The sequence below is a fragment of the Dyadobacter chenwenxiniae genome (genome assembly GCF_022869785.1).
Lineage (GTDB): Bacteria > Bacteroidota > Bacteroidia > Cytophagales > Spirosomataceae > Dyadobacter > Dyadobacter chenwenxiniae.
Map to the genome: position 1 here is coordinate 2,947,405 of NZ_CP094997.1, position 19,002 is coordinate 2,966,406.

The 19,002-nt window shown below is 45.2% G+C and carries 15 protein-coding genes; 12 read left to right on the plus strand and 3 right to left on the minus strand.

All coding sequences use genetic code 11. From position 1 onward, the window contains the following. The first annotated feature begins 66 nt into the window (after nucleotides 1-66). The gene (locus MUK70_RS12510) at nucleotides 67-1,905 is read left to right on the plus strand and encodes a BamA/TamA family outer membrane protein (RefSeq protein ID WP_234652545.1); all 1,839 of its coding nucleotides are present in this window, start codon (nucleotides 67-69) and stop codon (nucleotides 1,903-1,905) included. Between the two features lie 195 nt (nucleotides 1,906-2,100). After that, nucleotides 2,101-4,944: a carbamoyl-phosphate synthase large subunit gene (gene carB, locus MUK70_RS12515; protein ID WP_234652547.1), complete on the plus strand. Its 2,844-nt coding sequence runs from the start codon at nucleotides 2,101-2,103 to the stop codon at nucleotides 4,942-4,944. Nucleotides 4,945-5,022: 78 nt separating this feature from the next. On the opposite strand, the gene MUK70_RS12520 is transcribed toward carB, so the two are convergent. The 3 genes from MUK70_RS12520 to bshA form a co-directional block, all read right to left on the minus strand. Next, entirely contained in the window at nucleotides 5,023-5,271 is a 249-nt protein-coding gene (locus MUK70_RS12520; RefSeq protein WP_234607534.1) for a DUF4834 family protein, read from the minus strand. Nucleotides 5,272-5,428: 157 nt separating this feature from the next. After that, nucleotides 5,429-6,760: an NAD(P)/FAD-dependent oxidoreductase gene (locus MUK70_RS12525; protein WP_234607535.1), complete on the minus strand. Its 1,332-nt coding sequence runs from the start codon at nucleotides 6,758-6,760 to the stop codon at nucleotides 5,429-5,431. A gap of 46 nt (nucleotides 6,761-6,806) precedes the next feature. Next, a complete protein-coding gene (gene bshA, locus MUK70_RS12530) occupies nucleotides 6,807-7,946 on the minus strand; it encodes an N-acetyl-alpha-D-glucosaminyl L-malate synthase BshA (RefSeq protein WP_234607536.1) in 1,140 nt (379 codons plus the stop codon). 180 nt (nucleotides 7,947-8,126) lie between these two features. Here bshA and MUK70_RS12535 point away from each other — a divergent pair, with 180 nt between their 5' ends. The 10 genes from MUK70_RS12535 (at nucleotide 8,127) to MUK70_RS12580 (ending at nucleotide 18,804) form a co-directional block, all read left to right on the plus strand. Next, a complete protein-coding gene (locus tag MUK70_RS12535) occupies nucleotides 8,127-9,008 on the plus strand; it encodes a geranylgeranylglycerol-phosphate geranylgeranyltransferase (protein WP_234607537.1) in 882 nt (293 codons plus the stop codon). Nucleotides 9,009-9,109: 101 nt separating this feature from the next. Further along, a complete protein-coding gene (locus tag MUK70_RS12540; protein ID WP_234607538.1) occupies nucleotides 9,110-9,805 on the plus strand; it encodes a TapB family protein in 696 nt (231 codons plus the stop codon). A gap of 131 nt (nucleotides 9,806-9,936) precedes the next feature. After that, nucleotides 9,937-10,509: a phosphoribosylglycinamide formyltransferase gene (purN, locus tag MUK70_RS12545; protein WP_234652549.1), complete on the plus strand. Its 573-nt coding sequence runs from the start codon at nucleotides 9,937-9,939 to the stop codon at nucleotides 10,507-10,509. Between the two features lie 9 nt (nucleotides 10,510-10,518). Next, complete coding sequence (locus MUK70_RS12550) at nucleotides 10,519-11,427, plus strand: EamA family transporter (protein ID WP_234652561.1); 909 nt, start codon at nucleotides 10,519-10,521, stop codon at nucleotides 11,425-11,427. Nucleotides 11,428-11,455: 28 nt separating this feature from the next. Beyond that, on the plus strand, nucleotides 11,456-12,529 hold the full coding sequence (locus MUK70_RS12555) for a hypothetical protein (RefSeq protein WP_234652563.1): 1,074 nt from the start codon (nucleotides 11,456-11,458) through the stop codon (nucleotides 12,527-12,529). A gap of 185 nt (nucleotides 12,530-12,714) precedes the next feature. After that, nucleotides 12,715-13,359 carry a porin family protein gene (locus MUK70_RS12560; protein WP_234652565.1) on the plus strand — a complete coding sequence of 215 codons (645 nt, stop codon included), beginning with the start codon at nucleotides 12,715-12,717 and terminating at the stop codon, nucleotides 13,357-13,359. 150 nt (nucleotides 13,360-13,509) lie between these two features. Continuing rightward, nucleotides 13,510-13,866: a DoxX family protein gene (locus MUK70_RS12565; RefSeq protein ID WP_234652567.1), complete on the plus strand. Its 357-nt coding sequence runs from the start codon at nucleotides 13,510-13,512 to the stop codon at nucleotides 13,864-13,866. Nucleotides 13,867-13,920: 54 nt separating this feature from the next. After that, nucleotides 13,921-15,249, plus strand: a complete 1,329-nt coding sequence (locus MUK70_RS12570) for a DEAD/DEAH box helicase (RefSeq protein ID WP_234652570.1) — start codon at nucleotides 13,921-13,923, stop codon at nucleotides 15,247-15,249. A gap of 49 nt (nucleotides 15,250-15,298) precedes the next feature. Continuing rightward, nucleotides 15,299-17,083, plus strand: coding sequence for an ABC transporter ATP-binding protein (locus tag MUK70_RS12575; RefSeq protein ID WP_234652572.1), 1,785 nt, complete (start codon nucleotides 15,299-15,301; stop codon nucleotides 17,081-17,083). A gap of 140 nt (nucleotides 17,084-17,223) precedes the next feature. Next, entirely contained in the window at nucleotides 17,224-18,804 is a 1,581-nt protein-coding gene (locus MUK70_RS12580) for a DUF4394 domain-containing protein (protein ID WP_234652573.1), read from the plus strand. Nucleotides 18,805-19,002 lie beyond the last annotated feature (198 nt).

Genomic DNA, 19,002 nt, shown 5'->3' on the forward strand with positions numbered 1-19,002 from the left:
AGCATCTTGTTATATCTATCATACGTACGTTATCGTTAAGTCTGTTGATTTGGAATAAAAGTGCACATGCTTAGATATATCCTGCTGTTTTTGCTGCTATCCACTTATGCTTCGGCCCAGAATCCCGACAGCCTGGAAGTGTACAGCAGAGATAGCTTACGCTACACAAACCTGAAAGCAAGGATGTCGAAAACCAAGTTTTCGCGTGCGGTATACAGGCTGTTGTTCAGAGATGTTTACAACCAGGGCAAGGTGACGGAGGTGAAGGAGATCGAAACCAATCCGTTCACGCCCTATGAAGGCATGGTGATCCGGAAAATCCATATCCGGCAGCTGGATATCCTGGGCGAGTCTGTTTATGATACGACACGTGAAGGAAAGCGGCTCGAAAAATTTCTAAGTAAAAATCTGCACACGAATACGCGGGAAAGCATCATACGAAAATCATTTCTGCTGTTTTCCGAAGGTGATGACATCCAGGCCAAAGTGCTAAGAGACAATGAGCGTCTGCTGCGGGCCAACAGGACAATCACCGATGCGCGTATCATTGTCGTTCCGCGAAAAGATGTGACCTGGATGGCCGACGTGATTGTGCTCGTTCAGGATTCCTGGTCATTGAATTTCAGGGGCGGATTCAATTCATTCAACAAATTCAATCTCGGTGTTGAAAATGTAAACGTACGCGGAACAACGCATTCGCAGCTTACACGCGTCCGCTGGGATAGCAAGGATATTTATGGCAAAAAATTCCAGTTCCGGACTATTTATACAGTTCCGTACATTGGCAAAACATTCATTACAGGACAGGGAAGCTTCATTTACGAGCGGGATCTCGAAGAACAGTCTATCCGTTTCTTCCGCAGCTTTTTAACCAACGAAACGAAATACGCCGGTTCCGTGGAGGCCGGTAAGCGCATGGTAAGGCAAATAAAGCGGAATCCCAGCGACACCGAGGAGCCGATCATTTTCCCTACCAGATTTAATTACTACGATATCTGGCTTGGCCGGTCATTCAAATTTCCGTTTCCCGCAAGCCGTCTGGCGGAAAATTCTCGCATCGTTATTGCGGCCCGCCATAACAAATTTAACTTTCTTGAACGCCCGGAGGTTTCACCCTATATCAATAAAGTGTATTGGAATAAAAGCGCAACGCTGCTTAGTCTAGGGTATTCCAACCGTAATTACAAACGGGACGTCTTGATCTATGGTTTCGGACGGACGGAGGACGTTCCTGTCGGTCACCTGTTTGCATTGACCGCCGGCCGGGAAGATACTGAATTTGGCGCGAGAGGTTATGCAGGTCTGCAATATGCAACCGGAAAATATCTGCCGCATAATCTTGGGTATATGTATGGTCTTCTTAACATTGGCTCATACATTAAAGAAGCCAAGACGCAGCAAGGCGTCATCAGTGCGCAGCTCAACTACATCAGCAACCTGATCCCTTTCCGATACAGCTTTTTCCGCCAGTTTTTCACAGGGCGTTATACGCGGGGGGTGAACAGGGACCCGCTGGATTATCTGAATATCAGCGGCGACCAGGGAATCCGGGGCATTAACAGCGAGCAGCTGATCGGCACAACCCGGCTTACGCTGGGGACGGAAACAGTCTTTTTTTCGGATAAAAGTTTGTTGGGCTTTCGTATCGCCTATTTTGTTTTTGCAGATATCGGCCTGGTGAATGGCGCGGAATCGATCTGGAAAAGTCCGTTGTACCAGGGTTATGGGCTTGGTTTGCGGCTAAGAAACGAAAACCTGACATTTAATACATTGCAACTACGCGTTGGATATTATCCGAATATTCCGGGAAACACATCGGTATTCAGGTTTGGAGTAGATGGCAATGTCCCGTTGAGATTGAGGGATTTCGACATTTCCGCACCTGCCATAGCACCGCTTCAATAATTGCATTTAACTGATAATAAGTCTCTTAAAATCTCAGCTTCAAAAAATAACAGTAATTTCCGCTATCCTTTCTTTTTTTTCAGATATGTGAATTAACTTTGTGGAATTTTTGGACGTACCCCTGCTGAGATTAACAGGCAATTCTGCCAAAAGTTGTTAAAAAGTTTTCCTCATTTCTACAAATTACCTATTACTGTGCCCAAAAATACGAATATCAATTCCGTTCTAATTATCGGTTCAGGTCCAATTATCATCGGTCAGGCATGCGAATTTGACTATGCCGGTTCTCAGGCTGCCCGTTCGCTGCGCGAAGAAGGGATAGAAGTTGTGTTGATCAACTCCAACCCCGCCACGATCATGACTGACCCGATCAGTGCAGATCATGTTTACCTGCTTCCATTGGAAAAGAAATATATCGTTGAAATCCTGGAAAAACACAAAGCGATGGGCAAGCCTATCGATGCAGTGCTTCCTACAATGGGCGGACAAACCGCGTTAAACCTTGCCATTGATTGCGATAAAGCCGGGATTTGGAAAAAGTATAATGTGGATCTCATCGGAGTCGACATTAAGGCCATTGAAACGACGGAGGATCGGGAGAAGTTCAGGTTGAAAATGCTTGAACTCGATGTGAATGTCTGCAAAGGCCGCACGGCAAGATCGTTTTTGGAAGGAAAAGAAATTGCGCAGGAAATCGGTTTTCCGCTTGTGATCCGCCCTTCCTATACATTAGGAGGAACAGGAGGCGGTTTTGTTGAAAGAGAAGAGGATTTCGACAAAGCATTGAACAATGGATTGCATGCCTCGCCGGTCCACGAAGTTTTGGTTGAACAAAGCGCAATGGGCTGGAAAGAATACGAATTAGAGCTCTTGCGAGATAATAAAGGCAATTTCATCATCATCTGCTCCATTGAGAACTTTGACCCGATGGGCGTGCATACAGGTGACAGCATTACAGTTGCGCCGGCGATGACGCTTCCGGATACGCTTTACCAGCAAATGCGCGACCTGGCAATCAAGATGATGGACGGGATCGGAAAGTTTGCGGGTGGCTGTAATGTTCAGTTTTCAGTAAACCCTGCCAATGATCAGATCATTGCCATTGAAATTAATCCGCGTGTTTCACGCTCTTCTGCGCTGGCATCCAAAGCAACCGGTTATCCAATTGCGAAAATCGCTGCAAAAATGGCCATTGGCTATAACCTGGACGAGCTGATTAACCCAATCACTGGAAGCACTTCGGCTTTCTTCGAGCCTTCGATCGACTATGTGATCGTAAAAGTGCCGCGTTGGAACTTTGATAAATTCAAAGGTGCTGACCGTTCTTTGGGACTTCAAATGAAATCGGTTGGAGAAGCGATGGGCATTGGCCGGAATTTCCAGGAAGCGCTGCAAAAAGCATGTCAGTCACTGGAAATCAGAAGAAACGGTTTGGGAGCGGATGGTCGCGAGCTTCGTGATCAGGAAGCCATCAAACACAGCCTGAAACATCCGAGCTGGGATCGCCTTTTCCACATATATGATGCTTTCAAAATTGGTTTATCATTCAAAACCATTCAAAGCCTCACCCAAATTGATTCCTGGTTCCTGCGTCAGATCGAAGAATTAATCGAGCTGGAACACGAGATAGAAAAATTTGACCTTAGCGATCTACCGAAGGAACTTCTGCTCACTGCAAAACAAAAAGGCTACGCAGATCGCCAGATCGCCCATTTGATCGGCACAAAAGAAAGCAAAGTCTACGACAAGCGTAAGGAGCTAGGTATTAAGCGCGTATACAAGTGCGTTGACACCTGCGCAGCTGAATTTGAAGCAAAAACACCTTACTATTACTCCACATTCAACACTTCCCAGGAATATCCCGACAACGAATCCATTGTCAGCGACCGCAAAAAAGTGGTTGTGCTGGGTTCTGGTCCAAACCGGATCGGACAGGGAATTGAGTTTGACTACTCATGCGTTCACGGGGTTTTGGCTGCGAAGGAAGAAGGTTACGAGACCATTATGATCAACTGTAACCCGGAAACAGTTTCAACCGATCCGGACATTGCGGATAAACTGTATTTTGAGCCTGTTTTCTGGGAGCATGTCTTCGACATCATCGAACATGAAAAACCCGAAGGCGTAATTGTTCAGCTTGGCGGACAAACTGCCCTTAAAATGGCAGAAAAGCTTGAAAAATACGGCATTAAGATCATTGGCACCAGTTACCATTCACTCGACTGGGCCGAAGATCGCGGGCGCTTCTCTTCCCTTTTGGAAGACCTTGAAATACCATTCCCTAAATTCGGAACGGTAAGGACCTCGGATGCTGCAGTTGAATTGTCCCGCACGCTCGGTTTCCCGCTTCTGGTTCGCCCAAGTTACGTTTTGGGTGGACAGAGCATGAAAATTGTGATCAATGAAAAAGAAATGGAGCAGCATGTGGTTAAAATCCTGCATGATATTCCGGATAACAATATTTTGCTTGACCATTTCCTTGAAGGGGCTTTGGAAGCGGAAGCAGACGCCATCTGCGACGGTGAAGACGCTTACATTATCGGGGTTATGGAGCATATCGAACCCGCCGGGATTCACTCCGGTGATTCGCACGCCGCACTTCCGCCATTCGATCTGACAGCGGACGAAATACGCCAGATTGAAGAGCATACGCGGAAAATTGCGTTGGCAATGAATGTGATCGGATTGATCAATGTGCAGTTCGCTATTAAGAATGGCATTGTTTACGTGATCGAGGCAAATCCAAGAGCTTCCCGCACCGTTCCGTTTATTTGCAAGGCTTATCAAGAACCTTATGTAAATTATGCAACGAAGTTGATGCTGGGCACTAAGAAATTGAAAGACTTCACATTTAATCCTGTGAAAAAAGGCTGGGCGATTAAAATCCCGGTATTCTCTTTCAACAAATTCCCGAATGTAAATAAGGAACTTGGGCCGGAAATGAAGTCAACCGGGGAAGCTATTTATTTCATCGATGACTTGCAGGATGATTTCTTCCAAAAAATTTACGGCGAGCGGAATCTATATCTGAGCCGCTAGTTTACATTCTTTGTATATAAAAGCGAAAGCCGACACAAATGTGCCGGCTTTCGCTTTTATATATTTAAACAGAAAATTTTACTTCACTTCTTCATAATCCACATACTCACCGCCTCGGAAACGGGACGACTGATTAACATCCGGCGGCGTATTATCCACTTTCACACCCGCATTGGGACGTTGGCGTTGCTGCTGGGCCTTGTATTGCCTTTCCTGTTCTTTAATGAGCTGGCGGCCTACAAGCAAGTGGAAAATAAATCTTCTAAAAAACGGAACAAATGCGATCAGAAGCAGGAATATGAGGATTATATTAAATACGAGTTTCATTTTTCAAATGTTTATTACATTAATGTATAACGTAAAGCTGGCATAAATAGCACACGAATATAATGAAAACCTAACGAATGATCCAATCCGGCTTAGGAAAGGCGATATCAAATTATGGATGGCTGGCAGTCAGTAGTCCCGGGATCTTGCTGGGCCGTCAGGCTTCCTGTTTCACGGCTTCTTCGTTCTTCTCATTCTTATTGGATATTTGCTCTATCGTTTTTGGCCTCAGGATCAAGCGCAATGACTGGTCATACGTAGCGTAGTTCCAAACCCAGTTGATCAAAATAAGCAAACGGTTCTTCACGCCCACTATGGAAATCAAATGGACGAACATCCACGTCAGCCAGGCCATGAAACCTTGGAATTTGATAAAAGGCAAGTCTACAACTGCCCTGTTCCGGCCTACTGTGGCCATGGAACCCAGATCTTTATACTTAAATGGCACCGCTTTCTTGCCATCCATGACACGCCATACATTCCGGGCGAGCGCCTTACCCTGCTGAATTGCCGGCTGAGCCAGTTGCGGATGGCCATTTTCCCATTCACCCTCCTGCATCGCTGCCACATCGCCCAGCGCAAAAATTTCTTCAAAACCCTGGACGCGATTGTACTGATCCACTTTAATGCGCCCGCCACGAACAATCAACTCAGGATTCAAACCATTCAAAGGATTTGCCTTAATCCCCGCGGCCCAAACCAAGTTATCAGCCCGAATCCGCATTCCTTGCTTCGTAGTCACATATTTCCCATCAAAACCAGTTACAACTTGCTCTGTATGAATGTGCACGCCCATTTTTTCAAGGTATTCCCTCGATCTTTGAGACGATTCGTCTGACATCGCACCCAAAAGTTCCTTTGAACCTTCGAGTAAATGGATCTCCATGGTTTTGAAATCCATTTCAGGGTAATCCTTTGGTAAAATAAAATGCTTCATCTCCGCCAGCGTTCCCGACAATTCGACCCCGGTAGGACCGCCGCCGACCACCACCACACTCATTAACCCGGCGCGCTCCTCTTCCGAATCCACAGAAAGGGCATCCTCGAAATTTTGTAATATTCTGTTTCTCAAAGCCAATGCCTCGGAAACCGTTTTCATCGGGATTGCCCTTTCTTCAATTTCCTTCATTCCAAAATAATTGGTAACGGCACCCGTCGCGATTACCAGATAGTCGTAAGTAATTTCGCCCAAATCCGTGGTGATGGATTTGCGGTCGGGATTCACATTGTGCACCTCGGTGATGCGTATATGTACGTTCTTTTTGGATTGAAAGATTTTCCGGAGCGGAAAAGAAATGGAGCTTGGTTCAAGGCCGGCCATTGCCACCTGATAGAACAACGGCTGAAACTGGTGGTAATTATTGCGGTCAATCAGCACGACTTGCAAGTCCTCACGCTTGGCAATTTCCCTTGCCAATGCAAGTCCGCCAAAGCCCGCGCCTACGATCACTACCCGCTTGTGTTGTGTATATGGAATGTTTGGTAACATGGTCTGGTCATTTTAAATAGATGACCAGACCTTAAAAATACCATACCTATATCGCTATCGCCTTGCTATTTTCCACAACCTTCTCATAATAAGACTCATAATGAGGAAGGATTTTAGTAATATCAAATTCTTTTGCTCGCGCCAGGGCATTTGCCTTGAATGTTGGCAGATTAGCGTCATCCAGGATGTAAGCCGCATTTTTCACCATGTCATCCACATCACCAACATCACTTAAAAATCCGGTAATGCCATGAAGATTTAATTCAGGAAGACCACCGGCATTTGAGGTGATTATCGGGACTTCGCAAGCTAATGCTTCCAATGCGGCAAGCCCAAAGCTTTCTGATTCAGAAGGCATAAGGAACAAGTCCGCTACGGAAAGCACTTCTTCGATCGCATCCAGTTTACCCAGAAATCTAACATCAGAAAGCATATCAAGGTCTTTGCACATCCGTTCAATGCGCTGCCTGTCCGGGCCATCCCCCACCAATAAAAGCTTACTAGGCAACAACTTGCGCAATTTTTCGAAAATCAGGATTACGTCGTCAATGCGCTTTACTTTTCTGAAATTGGATGTGTGGACGATCAGTTTCTCGTCATTCGGGCAGATCGCTAATTTGAAATGCTCCTTTTTCTGGCGGTTAAAACGGTCCAGATCAATGAAATTCGGGATCACCTCAATGTCTTTGGTGATCGCAAAATGGGCATAAGTGTCCCTTTTCAAAGATTCAGAAACGGCAGTAATCCCATCCGACTGGTTAATGCTGAATGTTACAACTGGTTCGTACGACTCATCTTTTCCAACCAGCGTAATGTCCGTCCCGTGCAATGTTGTGATGACGGGAATGTGAATGCCCTGCTGTGCCAGGATTTGCTTGGCCAGATACGCGGACGACGCATGCGGGATCGCGTAATGCACGTGCAGCAAGTCCAGGTTAGCACTTGCGGCTACGTGAACCATTTCACTGGACAATGCGGATTCGTAAGGCGGATATTGGAACAGCGGGTAAGCCGGGATATTTACTTCGTGGTAGTAAAGGTTCTCATTGAAGAAGTCGAGTCTTTGGGGCTGTGAATATGTAATAAAATGAACCTGATGGCCTACTTTCGCAAGTGCCTTACCAAGTTCAGTAGCTACCACACCGCTTCCTCCGAAGGTAGGATAGCATACAATGCCAATTTTCATAATTCTATCTAAAAAGTTGAAAGTCACTTTGGCGAGCTGTTATGACAACAGATCTTTTAGGCTAACAACAAATGATCCATTTTTTATCCCTAAAATGGATAAAGATGTTGAGATTTGTCGTTAATGGGATAAAATGAATAATTTTATTGTCTAAACCTTCTGTTTCCTGAGTTAGCCTGCATGAATGTGTCTGCAAGACCAAAAATTACTTTATGGGATTACGTTACCGGAAGCGCCCGGCTGGTCCGTATGACCAACCTGGTGATTGTGGTGATGACTCAATATTTGACGCGTATTTTACTGATTGGTCCCCGGCACGAATGGCGAAGCATTATCGCGGATGCAGATATGTTCGTTTTATCGCTTTCAACGGTTTGCATTGCAGCAGCAGGTTACATTATTAATGATTATTTTGATATAAAAATCGACATTGTAAATAAGCCGGAGCGCGTGGTGGTCGGGCGGTATCTGAAACGCCGCTGGGCTATGGGTGCGCACCAGGTGCTGAATGTGATGGGTGCGGTTTTCGGATTGGTTGTGAGTCCTTATATTTTTGTGATCAATGTATTTTCGATCACATTGCTGTGGTTTTATTCAGAGCGTTACAAAAGGCTGCCTTTCATTGGCAACTTTATCGTCTCGCTGCTGACGGGTCTTTCCCTGCTGATCCTGACCGTTCATTTCCCTGTTAACCGTCATTTGGTGTTCATCTACGCGGTTTTTTCCTTCTTTATTTCGCTTGTCCGGGAAATTGTCAAGGATATGGAGGACATCAAAGGCGACGAAGCTCACGGCTGCCGGACCCTGCCTATTATCTGGGGCATTCGCAGAACGAAGAACTTCCTGTATGTGATCCTGTTAATGTTCGTAGCCACCCTGTTTGTGATGGCACGCGCGCTGGATAATAATGTATTGATTATCTTATTCTTCCTTCTTCTGATCCCCATCGCCTGGCTGTGTGCAAGCCTGGCGCGGGCCGATACACGACGTGATTTCAAACAAATCAGCAGCCTCTGCAAGATTATTATGCTGCTCGGCCTGGTTACGATGATCTGGGCATAAAGTTCTACCGTATAATCAATATATCAGGCAACCAACGGTATTCTGATCAGGGAAAGTATCTTTGGTTAACAAAACAAACCTGTGTTCTCACATTACTCATCATGAAAAAAACGCTATTATGGAGCATTCTGATGCTCTTTTTTATTCACACACTGTCCTTTGCACAAGAATGCGGCGGCATAGCGATCAAGCAGGACAGCGGTTTTGAGATGACGAACTTCGACGCCAAGGGAAAAGAATCCGGGAAGATCATTTACAAAATTGTGAACGTCTCGCAAGAAGGCTCAGCAACGGTCTTCAGTGTAGATATGGAAGCGCTGAATGCGAAGGGAAAGTCGGAGCTAAAAAATACTTATCAGATGAAGTGTGATGGCAATGTGACGACTGTTGATGCCAAATCGCTGATCAGCCAGGAGCAGCTCAGAACTTTCAAGGATATGGAAATGAAATTTACTTACGACAACATTGAATATCCGACCAAATACGTCGTTGGTGATAAATTGAAGGATGCTTCTGTCAAAGGGACCGGGCAGTCGGGCCCGATGGGCATCACATTCGATATGCTAATTAAAAACAGAAATGTGGTTGGGCAGGAAAAAATCACCGTTCCAAGCGGAACATTTGATGCCTACAAGATCAAATCTGACATGGCATTTGAAATGAAAATGGGCTTTCCGGTGAAGATGGAAATGGAAAGTATTTCGTACCGCGCGCCTGGCGTTTTATGGGACCTGAAAACTGAAACTTACCGGAAGGGAAAGCTCATCGGATACAGCGAACTCACCAAGATCTACTGATTTACAGTTACCTGGATTAAAATATGCTTAAAACGGCTTTCGGCGTTTACCGTAAGCCGTTCTTTTTATTTAGATTTGTCAAACAAATTTGACACGCATTATTAGAACAAATTAACTCTTTACATTACAATATGAAACGATTGGCCATTTTCGCTTCCGGCTCAGGATCAAATGCTGAAAAAATCTATGACTATTTTGCTGCCCGGGAAGACGTGGAAGTGTCACTTATTTTTACCAATAATCCGCAAGCCGGCGTTATAAAGCGAGCTTGCAACATGCAGATCCCGGTTGTGTTTTTTGATAAAAAGACATTATATCAGACGCGTAAAGTGCTCCAAATCCTGCAAAATGAAGGAATTGACCTGGTTGTTCTTGCGGGCTTCATGCTGCTTGTGCCTCCGTTTCTGGTCGAAGCCTTTCCAGACAGGATTATTAACATTCACCCCGCTTTGCTTCCTAAATATGGAGGAAAAGGCATGTATGGGCAGTTTGTCCATGAGGCAGTTGTGAATGCCAAGGAAAAAGAATCGGGCATTACCATTCATTATGTAAACGAACATTATGACGAAGGAAATGTGATTTTCCAGGCTTCATGCGTGGTGGACCCGACGGATACATCGGTTGACTTGGCTGCCAAAATCCATGCATTGGAACACGAAAACTATCCAAGGGTGATTGACGAAGTCCTTTATAAAAAGCGCTAGAACCCTCCCATGCTTTATTTTTCACTGTCGGTTCTTTTCACGGTTGCCCTTTACCTCGTTATGCGCGCTTTTCCGCGCTATAAAGTGGACTCTTTCCACGCCGTTGTTTTCAATTACTACGCGTGCGTGCTGACAGGATTGTTATTGACGCCGGATCTGCATCTGTTTGAAAAAATCACCTGGCATAACGAAGGGACATGGATCACCTTAGCATTAGGCGGAATGTTTGTTGTGACATTCATGCTAATTGGGCTTACGGCGCAGAAAGTGAGTGTCACAGCAACGTCGCTGGCGGGGAATATGTCGCTGGTGATCCCTGTGCTTTTTGGTTTATTTGTTTTCAAAAACAATAATAAAGCGTTTACCCTAATCAACTATGCCGGGCTCGTCTTCGCAGTCGTTGCCCTGGCGCTGGGCGCAATCCAGAGTACTAAAAAGGACTCTCCGATAAATTCGGCAGCACCGGCTCATTTGCTTCTTATTTTGCCCGTTTTCACATTTCTGGCAGCAGGGACCAATAATACATTAATCAATTACTTGTCTGTCAAATACTACGCGCCCGGCGAAACCACGCTATTTATGATCATCGCCTGCTCGGGCGCTATCCTGATTGGTTCGGCTATACTATTGTTCCGGATCCTGACACGCGGCGAACAAGTGCACTGGCGCAGTGTTGTCGGCGGGCTGATTCTGGGAGTCCCTAATTTTCTCTCCTTATATTTTCTGCTGCTGGCGCTGGCGTCTTTTGGGAACAGCGCCGCATTCGTCTTCCCCATTTACAACATTCTCACAATGCTCGTCTCCGCTTGCGCCGCCTGGCTGATTTACCGCGAAAAGCTGAACCATCTTAACAAATTTGGGCTTCTATTGGCAGTCGTTGCGATTATCATGATATCTTACCAGGAACTGGGCCTTTAATTGCCCGGCTTTCACCTAAAACCAGAATATGCCCCAAACTGCTATTTTACATATTAATGAGCGGAAGAATGTCTTGAACAAAAGACAAAAGGAATTTAACCAGCTATCCGAAAAAATCGAGGAACTGGATCGCCTGATCCCTGAGCTGGAAAATGCTTACGATCAAATGATCCAGCGCATCCCTACGGACCTTGATCCGCTGATCAAGGAGTATCAGGAGTATCGTGCGGAGATCGTTCATATTATGGACAGGACGTATTCCGCCGATCTTTTCAGGAAGATTTATCAGGACAAACTCGCTTACCTCATTACCGAGAGTGCCTACGACCTTATCGCACATTACGGATTTGACGACCTGAAACCCGTTTTCAACAAATACAGCCAGGTTGACATTGAAACCTTGCTTGACGAAGAAAGGGCGAAAGCAGAAAAGATCACAGATCCCTCATTTTTAATAGAAAGCGAAGCGGTAAAGGATCCTGTTCAATATGAAAGTTTTCACGATCTACCCGAGGAAGAACAGCAACGCATTAAGACAGAACAGCGGGAGGAAAGGCTGAACAGCCGCATTCAGGAGGCAAAACAACTTGCTGAACAACAAAAAACCACGAAGTCTGTCCGAACAGTTTACATGGATTTGGTGAAAACATTTCATCCTGATCTGGAAAAAGACGAGGCCGAAAAATTGCGAAAAACCGACATTATGCAGCAGATCACCCAAGCTTATCAGGAAAACAACCTGCTCCAACTGCTGAAATTACAGATCCAGTTGGATCGGATCGATCAGGATCAGCTTGAAAATCTGAGCAAAAATCAGCTGAATTACTATAACAAGGTTTTGAAGCAACAAGTAGAAGAACTGGAAATAGTGAAAGAAAACATCCAAAAAAGGATTTCATCTGTCTGCGGCTTGCCATTCCAGCATGCTAATTCACTAACGACGGTCATTGTGAAGTTCAACACGAATGTGAATGAGCTGAAAGCGGAAATAAAAAATATCCGGAATGTGATCAAAAATTGGAAAACGCCTTCGCAGCTGAAAGCATATTTGAAAACTTATCAAATCCCGGGTCAATCCTTTCTGGAAGACGATGAAGACTAATTGTACTAAGCCGGTTTTTGCGGGTAACGTATACAGTTGTAGAGTTAATTCCCCGCATACAGGTTTAGACTAAATATAAATATACGAATATCGGCCTTGTTGTGAGCGCTTTGGCTCTCAGGCGATTTTTCATCTGTTGTGGTACATGATTTGTAATTTTTTGGCAAATCTATATTTAACCTACTATGATGAAAAATTGCATTATTCTATTACTAGCGGTTACATCGTTTGTAACGCGGGTACAAGCTCAGGAAAACGTTTCCATAGGGCCCATCGTCGGAGTTTCCATCGCCAATTTCAGAGGTGACGTTTCTGACACAGACTGGAAACCAGGATTGACAGTCGGCGGATTCTACAATTATAGTTCCGAGAGTGGATTTGGATTCAGCGGACAGCTGCTTTTTACACAAATGGGTGCGCAGGTTCGTAACAAAACCGATGAAATCAATTTAAATTACATCCAGGCTCCATTGCTGGCGACGTTCTTTTTCGGGCAATACGGAGATAAGGTACGCCCTAAAATCTTCCTTGGACCAAGCCTTAACTTTCTGGTGGGCGCAAAAAATAAAAATGGCGACAATCTGAATGGCGATTCAAACAACCGCGTCTACTCGCCTTTCGATCTTGGATTGACATTTGGAGCAGGGATTAACATTCGTTTGCAAGAAAAAGTCTGGCTGAATCTGGACGCGCGTTATGGACTGGGGCTGATTGATGTAACCAAAGACGGCAACAGCAACGTGAAAAACCATAACTTTGGAATTAATGCAGGTCTAAGCTTCCCGTTAGGCACTTATAACAGCAACACTGGCAGGCTGAGAACTCGCTAACCGGCCGTTATCGTGATACAAGAATATTTGAAAAAAATAACAACCTGGTCCCTGCTGGCGTCCCGGTTGTTATTTTTTTGTCGCAACATTCATTATCCTCTCCATTACGTCGAAAATTCTCATCCGATTGCAACACATTGAACGCTGACCATGAAACTCACTGGACTTTACATCATGGCCGCGCTGTATGTTTTCACAGGCATCATGCATTTGCTCCGCCCGAAAGCTTTTATGCAGATCATGCCCAAATATTTACCCTGGCATTATGAGCTGGTTTTGCTTAGCGGAATATGTGAGATCGCTTTTGCATTACTTTTGCTATTTCCCGCAACGCGCGCAACAGGCGCCTGGCTGATCATCATTTTGCTGATAGCGGTGTTTCCTGCCAACATTCAAATGGCTATTGATTTTTACCAAAAACATAATCCTTACTTGTGGCTTGCCTTGCTCAGATTGCCCTTACAATTGATCCTGATCTGGTGGGCGTGGCTATATACGGGCAGATGATGCGTCGCTAACCGCAGATTAGACGTAACTTTGTGCTTTATATTAATCATTGTTATGACTTTTGAAGAATTAAATCTCACCAAGCCGCTACTGCAAGCCCTAGCCGATCTGAACTACGAAACGCCCACAACGATCCAGCACAAGGTGTTTTCTGTCATGATGTCTGGTAAAGATGTGTGTGGTATTGCGCAAACCGGGACTGGGAAGACATTTGCATACCTGCTTCCTACACTTCGCCAGCTTGAATTTTCAAAGGACCGGCTTCCGCAATTGCTGATCCTGGTTCCAACGCGTGAGCTTGTGGTGCAGGTTGTGGAGGAGGTGCGAAAACTAAGTGCTTACCTGACATTGCAAGTGGTAGGTGCATATGGCGGAGGCAACATTAAGGTGCAGATGGCCGAACTGGCGAACGGTGCGGATGTGGTGGTAGCAACGCCGGGCAGACTTTTCGATCTCGCTCTCAATGGTTCTCTAAAAACAAAGGCGATCAAAAAACTTGTTATCGACGAAGTGGACGAAATGCTAAACCTCGGCTTTCGGACGCAACTGAAAAACATATTAGACCTTCTCCCGCAAAAACGCCAGAACCTGCTTTTCTCGGCAACATTGACGTCGGAAGTGGAAGCATTGATGCAGACCTACTTCAACAACCCGGTAAGGATAGAAGCAGCGCCCGTGGGAACGCCATTGGATAATATTGAGCAAAAAGCCTATTACGTTCCAAACTTTTACACGAAAGTGAACCTGTTGGATTTGTTGCTGGAAGAGAATGAGGACATGAGCAAAGTCCTTGTGTTTGTAGCAACCAAAAAACTTGCGGATCAGCTCTTCGGGCAGCTGGAATTAGGTTACCTAAATAAGATCGGTGTGATACATTCCAACAAAGAACAAAATCACAGATTTAACACCGTTAAGCAATTTCACGAAGGTAATTACCGCATTCTGATTGCCACAGACATCATTGCGCGTGGATTGGACGTAGCCGAAGTTTCTCACGTCTTTAATTTTGATATCCCGGAAGTCCCCGAAAACTACATCCACCGGATTGGCCGCACGGGCCGTGCGGACAAGAAAGGCGTGGCGATATCATTCATTACAGAAGGTGAAAAAGAACGTCAGGAACAGATAGAAGCCCTGATGAATTACGAAATACCGATCGAAACTCTGCCGGAAAACCTCAGAATGTCGGAGATCCTGACACCGGACGAAGAGCCGCAGATTTACATGAAAAGTATTGATGTGAAGTTGCCAAAGAGAGAAGCTGGCGGCGGTGCATTCCACGAAAAAATCGACAAGAACAAGAAAGTGAATGTGCGGAGAAACCATGCGCAGGAAAAAATGCAGAAATATGGCCGACCTATCAAACGGTCGGGTAAGAAATAGGGCATAGTTATTGGAGCAGCGTTTCTAAATTTTCCTCAACACATTATATATGAGTATCTGGCAAATATTCCAGCGTCTGCAACCTTACGTCAAACCTTATTACAAGCAAATTATCTTTGCGCTTTTTCTAACATTGTTAGGCGCTGTGACTGCCCAGGTTAACCCCTGGGTTTTGCGCTACACCGTTGATTCGGTGCAGACTATATTAGATAAAAAATGGGGGATCATTCAAGGCAAAGAACTGCTGATCCAGATTTCCGTGATCCTTTTTGTGAAGGAAATTGTCAACTCCCTCATCGTATTCGGACAGCGCTATTTTGGTGAGAAAATCAGGATCAAGGTTTCTAGTGACCTTGCCCAAGAGGCCGTAAGCCGGATTCTGACCTATAATCTCTCGTTTTACAGCGATAATGATAATCAAAAAGGCAAGCTGCAAACCCGCATTGACCGCGGCGTGGAAAGTCTTACAAAGCTGATCCAGAACTTTTTTATTGACATTCTGCCCCTTTTTGCGAATTCAATCGTTGCGCTTGCCATCATGTTTTCGGCCAACTTTTATGTCGGTAGCATTGCCCTGGCGATCTTACCCATTTATTTTTGGATCAGCTACAAGCAAGCGGGGGAATTGCAGGGCGTCCGGCGGAAATTGAAAAGGCAAAGGGAAAATAAAAGCAGCGGGCTGATCAATCTCATCGAATCCATCATTGTCATCAAATCATTCGTAAGAGAGGTTTTCGAGGGACAAAAGCAGTATCAGACACAAATGGAGCTGATGGAAACGCAATTGAAAACCCGACGCACAAACTTCGCTTATGATGGCATCAAGAGCTTTATCGAGCAGATTGGCGTCGTATTCATCATCATTCTCACCGCCTATCTGGTTCTGGATCAGCAAATGTCGATCGGCGCCATCATGTTTCATATCTTGCTCTTCAACAATGTCTCCGCTCCTATCCGCCAGCTGCACCGCATTTACGACGAGATGAATGATGCATTAACTTACTCGGAAGGTTTTTTCGATATTCTGGATGCAGACAATGCCGTTGAACAAAGTGGAAAAGTGGTCCCAGCAGTGATTAAAGGTGATTATGTGCTCAATGATGTTTCTTTTATGTATCCCAATGGCACCAAAGCATTGTTCAACATGGATGTAAATATCAAAGCCGGCAAGACCACCGCACTGGTTGGTCTTTCAGGCGCTGGAAAAAGCACGTTGATTAATCTGCTGATCGGCTTTTACGCACCAGGTTCAGGCACGCTAACATTGGATGGATTGCCTTTGAAAGATTATGATCTGCCAGCACTTCGGAATAGCATCGGGATGGTTTTACAGAAAAATCACATTTTCAAAGGCTCTATTGCCGAGAACATCCGTTATGGGCAAATGAATGCTTCTCAGGATGAGTTGGCCGAAGCTGCCAGAAAAGCTTATTTGCACGATCAGATCATGGAGCTGCCGGCGCAATATGAAACCGACGCACAAATGTTATCCGGTGGCCAGCAGCAGCGGATCGCCATAGCCAGGCTCTTCCTCAAAAACCCTCCCGTCATCTTCCTCGACGAGCCCACCGCCAGCCTCGACGCCATTGCCACCGAGCAGATCAAGAACAGCCTGGACGCCATTAAAAAAGGACGAACTGTTGTTATCATTTCTCACAGCCTTTCCCAGATCCTCGACTCCGATCAGATTTATGTGATGAAAAAAGGACGCATTGCCGAATTTGGAACGCATGCCGAACTGTACGAAAAAGAAGGCGTATACCGGGAAATTTTTGATGCCTCTGCCAGAAGCCTTAATCTTGACAAAATGATCGGAATGATCACAAAAGACTGATAATGAGGTATTTTTCGGATTAAAAAAACATTAAAAATGTTCGTTTAGGGATTAAAATTTAATTAACTGAGGTTGATCTAAAAGAATAGATCCAGCGTATGTGGTGTGTCAAATTACTTGTCACACTCAACTCAAATGTTATGAAAATCTCTAAAATGTTGCGAACGGTCTCCGGCAGCTCGCTGCTAATCGCCGGCCTTATCTTTGTAAATCAGGCATGTACGGAACAACCACAGCTGGACGGCCAGCCGGTGCCGTTAGTGAGCCAGCCAAACCAAATTTTTTATGCATTAACCAGTGACAACAAGATTTATGAATTAAATGTACAAAACCCAGGCACGCCAATCCGAACGCTTACAATCTCCGCAGGATTAGAAACTGATGAAAAACTACTAGGAATTGATTTCCGCCCTGCAACCGGCCAGCTTTACGCCGTTGGAAACAAAAATCACATTTACACAGTGAACCTTCGTGCGGATATCAATCCCGGAAGAGTGACTGTCGTTAGTCCAGTCCCGTTTAATCCGGGCATTTCCGGACCGGAAGTCGTTGGTTTTGACTTCAATCCAACTGTCGACCGCATCCGTCTGGTTACCAATACTGCACAAAACATGCGCTTGCATCCGGAAACGAACGCTCTGGCTGCGCTGGATGGTTATCTGAAAGGATATAACGACGTCAAAGTTGCTGCTGCTGCATACACAAACAATGTAGCTGGTGCAACCACAACGCAGCTTTACGACATTGACCCCGACGTCGACAAACTCTTTTTACAAATGCCCCCGAATGATGGAGTTCTCAAAGAGGTGGGTCCTCTGGGCATGGATATTCAGGATATTGGCGGATTCGACATCGCAGCGGGAACAAACTTTGCGATCGCATCGGTAAAGGTAAATAACATTTGGGAGCTCGCTGAGGTCAACCTGACAACCGGTTCTCTGTTAAAAATAGGGAATCTTCCGGCTGGAAAAATTATCGGCATTGCTATGCCGACGGCGCCTGTTGCTTACGCAGTAGACGCTTCAAACAAGCTACTGATCTTCAATCCAATGAATGCGGGAACACGCATTGAAAAGCCAATCACGGGCTTGCCAATGGGTGTCAATATCGAAGGGATCGACTTCCGCCCAACGGATGGCAAGTTGCACGCCTTGGGATCCAATGGCAAATTATATTCGCTTGATCTGGCTTCTGCAGCAGCAAAAGTGCTGCCTGATCTGCATTACCTGGATGATCCTAATTTCAAAGTAATGGGAACAAGTTTCGGATTTGACTTTAACCCGGTTGCCGACAGACTTCGCATCGTTAGCAACACAGGTCAAAACCTGCGCATTAATGTTTCCAACAGCATAACCCTTGTAGATGGAGCGCTTAACCTGCCTGCGGGACAAGGCACACCTTTCGTGAATGCTGCTGCTTACACCAACAGTTTCGCGGGCACAACTTCAACAATTCTTTACGACATTGATAGTCAAACCAATACACTTTACAAACAAAACCCGCCCAACAGCGGCGGACTTGAAAGGGTTGGTTCATTAGGCGTGGATCTGGACTCGGCAAATGGCTTTGATATCGGCGGAAACACGGGTATGGCGTACGCTCTGCTGACCGTAGGCGGAAACACTGGCCTGTATTCCATCAATCTGACAACCGGAAACGCAACCAAAGTCTCTGATTTTGCGGGATCTGTAAAAGGTTTTGCATTAGGATTCGGACTTTAATTGAGCCGTAAAAAAAGTGGCGTTACTTAGCTGTAACGCCACTTTTTTTATTTGTTTTAAAATTTCAAAAAATATTTTCAACCAAATAATCCAATGTTTTTACCAAATAACATTCGTTTAAATTGGATTAGTACAAAATGAAAATAAAGTATTCCTAAAAGTTGCAAGATAATTACCTGACTGTTAATCCATAAGATC

Excerpts from the sequence above, each read along its gene's own strand:
- MUK70_RS12510 (WP_234652545.1), top strand. The coding sequence starts at position 67 with ATGCTTAGATATATCCTGCTGTTTTTGCTGCTATCCACTTATGCTTCG.
- MUK70_RS12520 (WP_234607534.1), bottom strand. The coding sequence starts at position 5,271 with ATGAAACTCGTATTTAATATAATCCTCATATTCCTGCTTCTGATCGCA.
- MUK70_RS12525 (WP_234607535.1), bottom strand. The coding sequence starts at position 6,760 with ATGTTACCAAACATTCCATATACACAACACAAGCGGGTAGTGATCGTA.
- bshA (WP_234607536.1), bottom strand. The coding sequence starts at position 7,946 with ATGAAAATTGGCATTGTATGCTATCCTACCTTCGGAGGAAGCGGTGTG.
- MUK70_RS12535 (WP_234607537.1), top strand. The coding sequence starts at position 8,127 with ATGAATGTGTCTGCAAGACCAAAAATTACTTTATGGGATTACGTTACC.
- MUK70_RS12540 (WP_234607538.1), top strand. The coding sequence starts at position 9,110 with ATGAAAAAAACGCTATTATGGAGCATTCTGATGCTCTTTTTTATTCAC.
- purN (WP_234652549.1), top strand. The coding sequence starts at position 9,937 with ATGAAACGATTGGCCATTTTCGCTTCCGGCTCAGGATCAAATGCTGAA.
- MUK70_RS12550 (WP_234652561.1), top strand. The coding sequence starts at position 10,519 with ATGCTTTATTTTTCACTGTCGGTTCTTTTCACGGTTGCCCTTTACCTC.
- MUK70_RS12555 (WP_234652563.1), top strand. The coding sequence starts at position 11,456 with ATGCCCCAAACTGCTATTTTACATATTAATGAGCGGAAGAATGTCTTG.
- MUK70_RS12560 (WP_234652565.1), top strand. The coding sequence starts at position 12,715 with ATGATGAAAAATTGCATTATTCTATTACTAGCGGTTACATCGTTTGTA.
- MUK70_RS12565 (WP_234652567.1), top strand. The coding sequence starts at position 13,510 with ATGAAACTCACTGGACTTTACATCATGGCCGCGCTGTATGTTTTCACA.
- MUK70_RS12570 (WP_234652570.1), top strand. The coding sequence starts at position 13,921 with ATGACTTTTGAAGAATTAAATCTCACCAAGCCGCTACTGCAAGCCCTA.
- MUK70_RS12575 (WP_234652572.1), top strand. The coding sequence starts at position 15,299 with ATGAGTATCTGGCAAATATTCCAGCGTCTGCAACCTTACGTCAAACCT.
- MUK70_RS12580 (WP_234652573.1), top strand. The coding sequence starts at position 17,224 with ATGAAAATCTCTAAAATGTTGCGAACGGTCTCCGGCAGCTCGCTGCTA.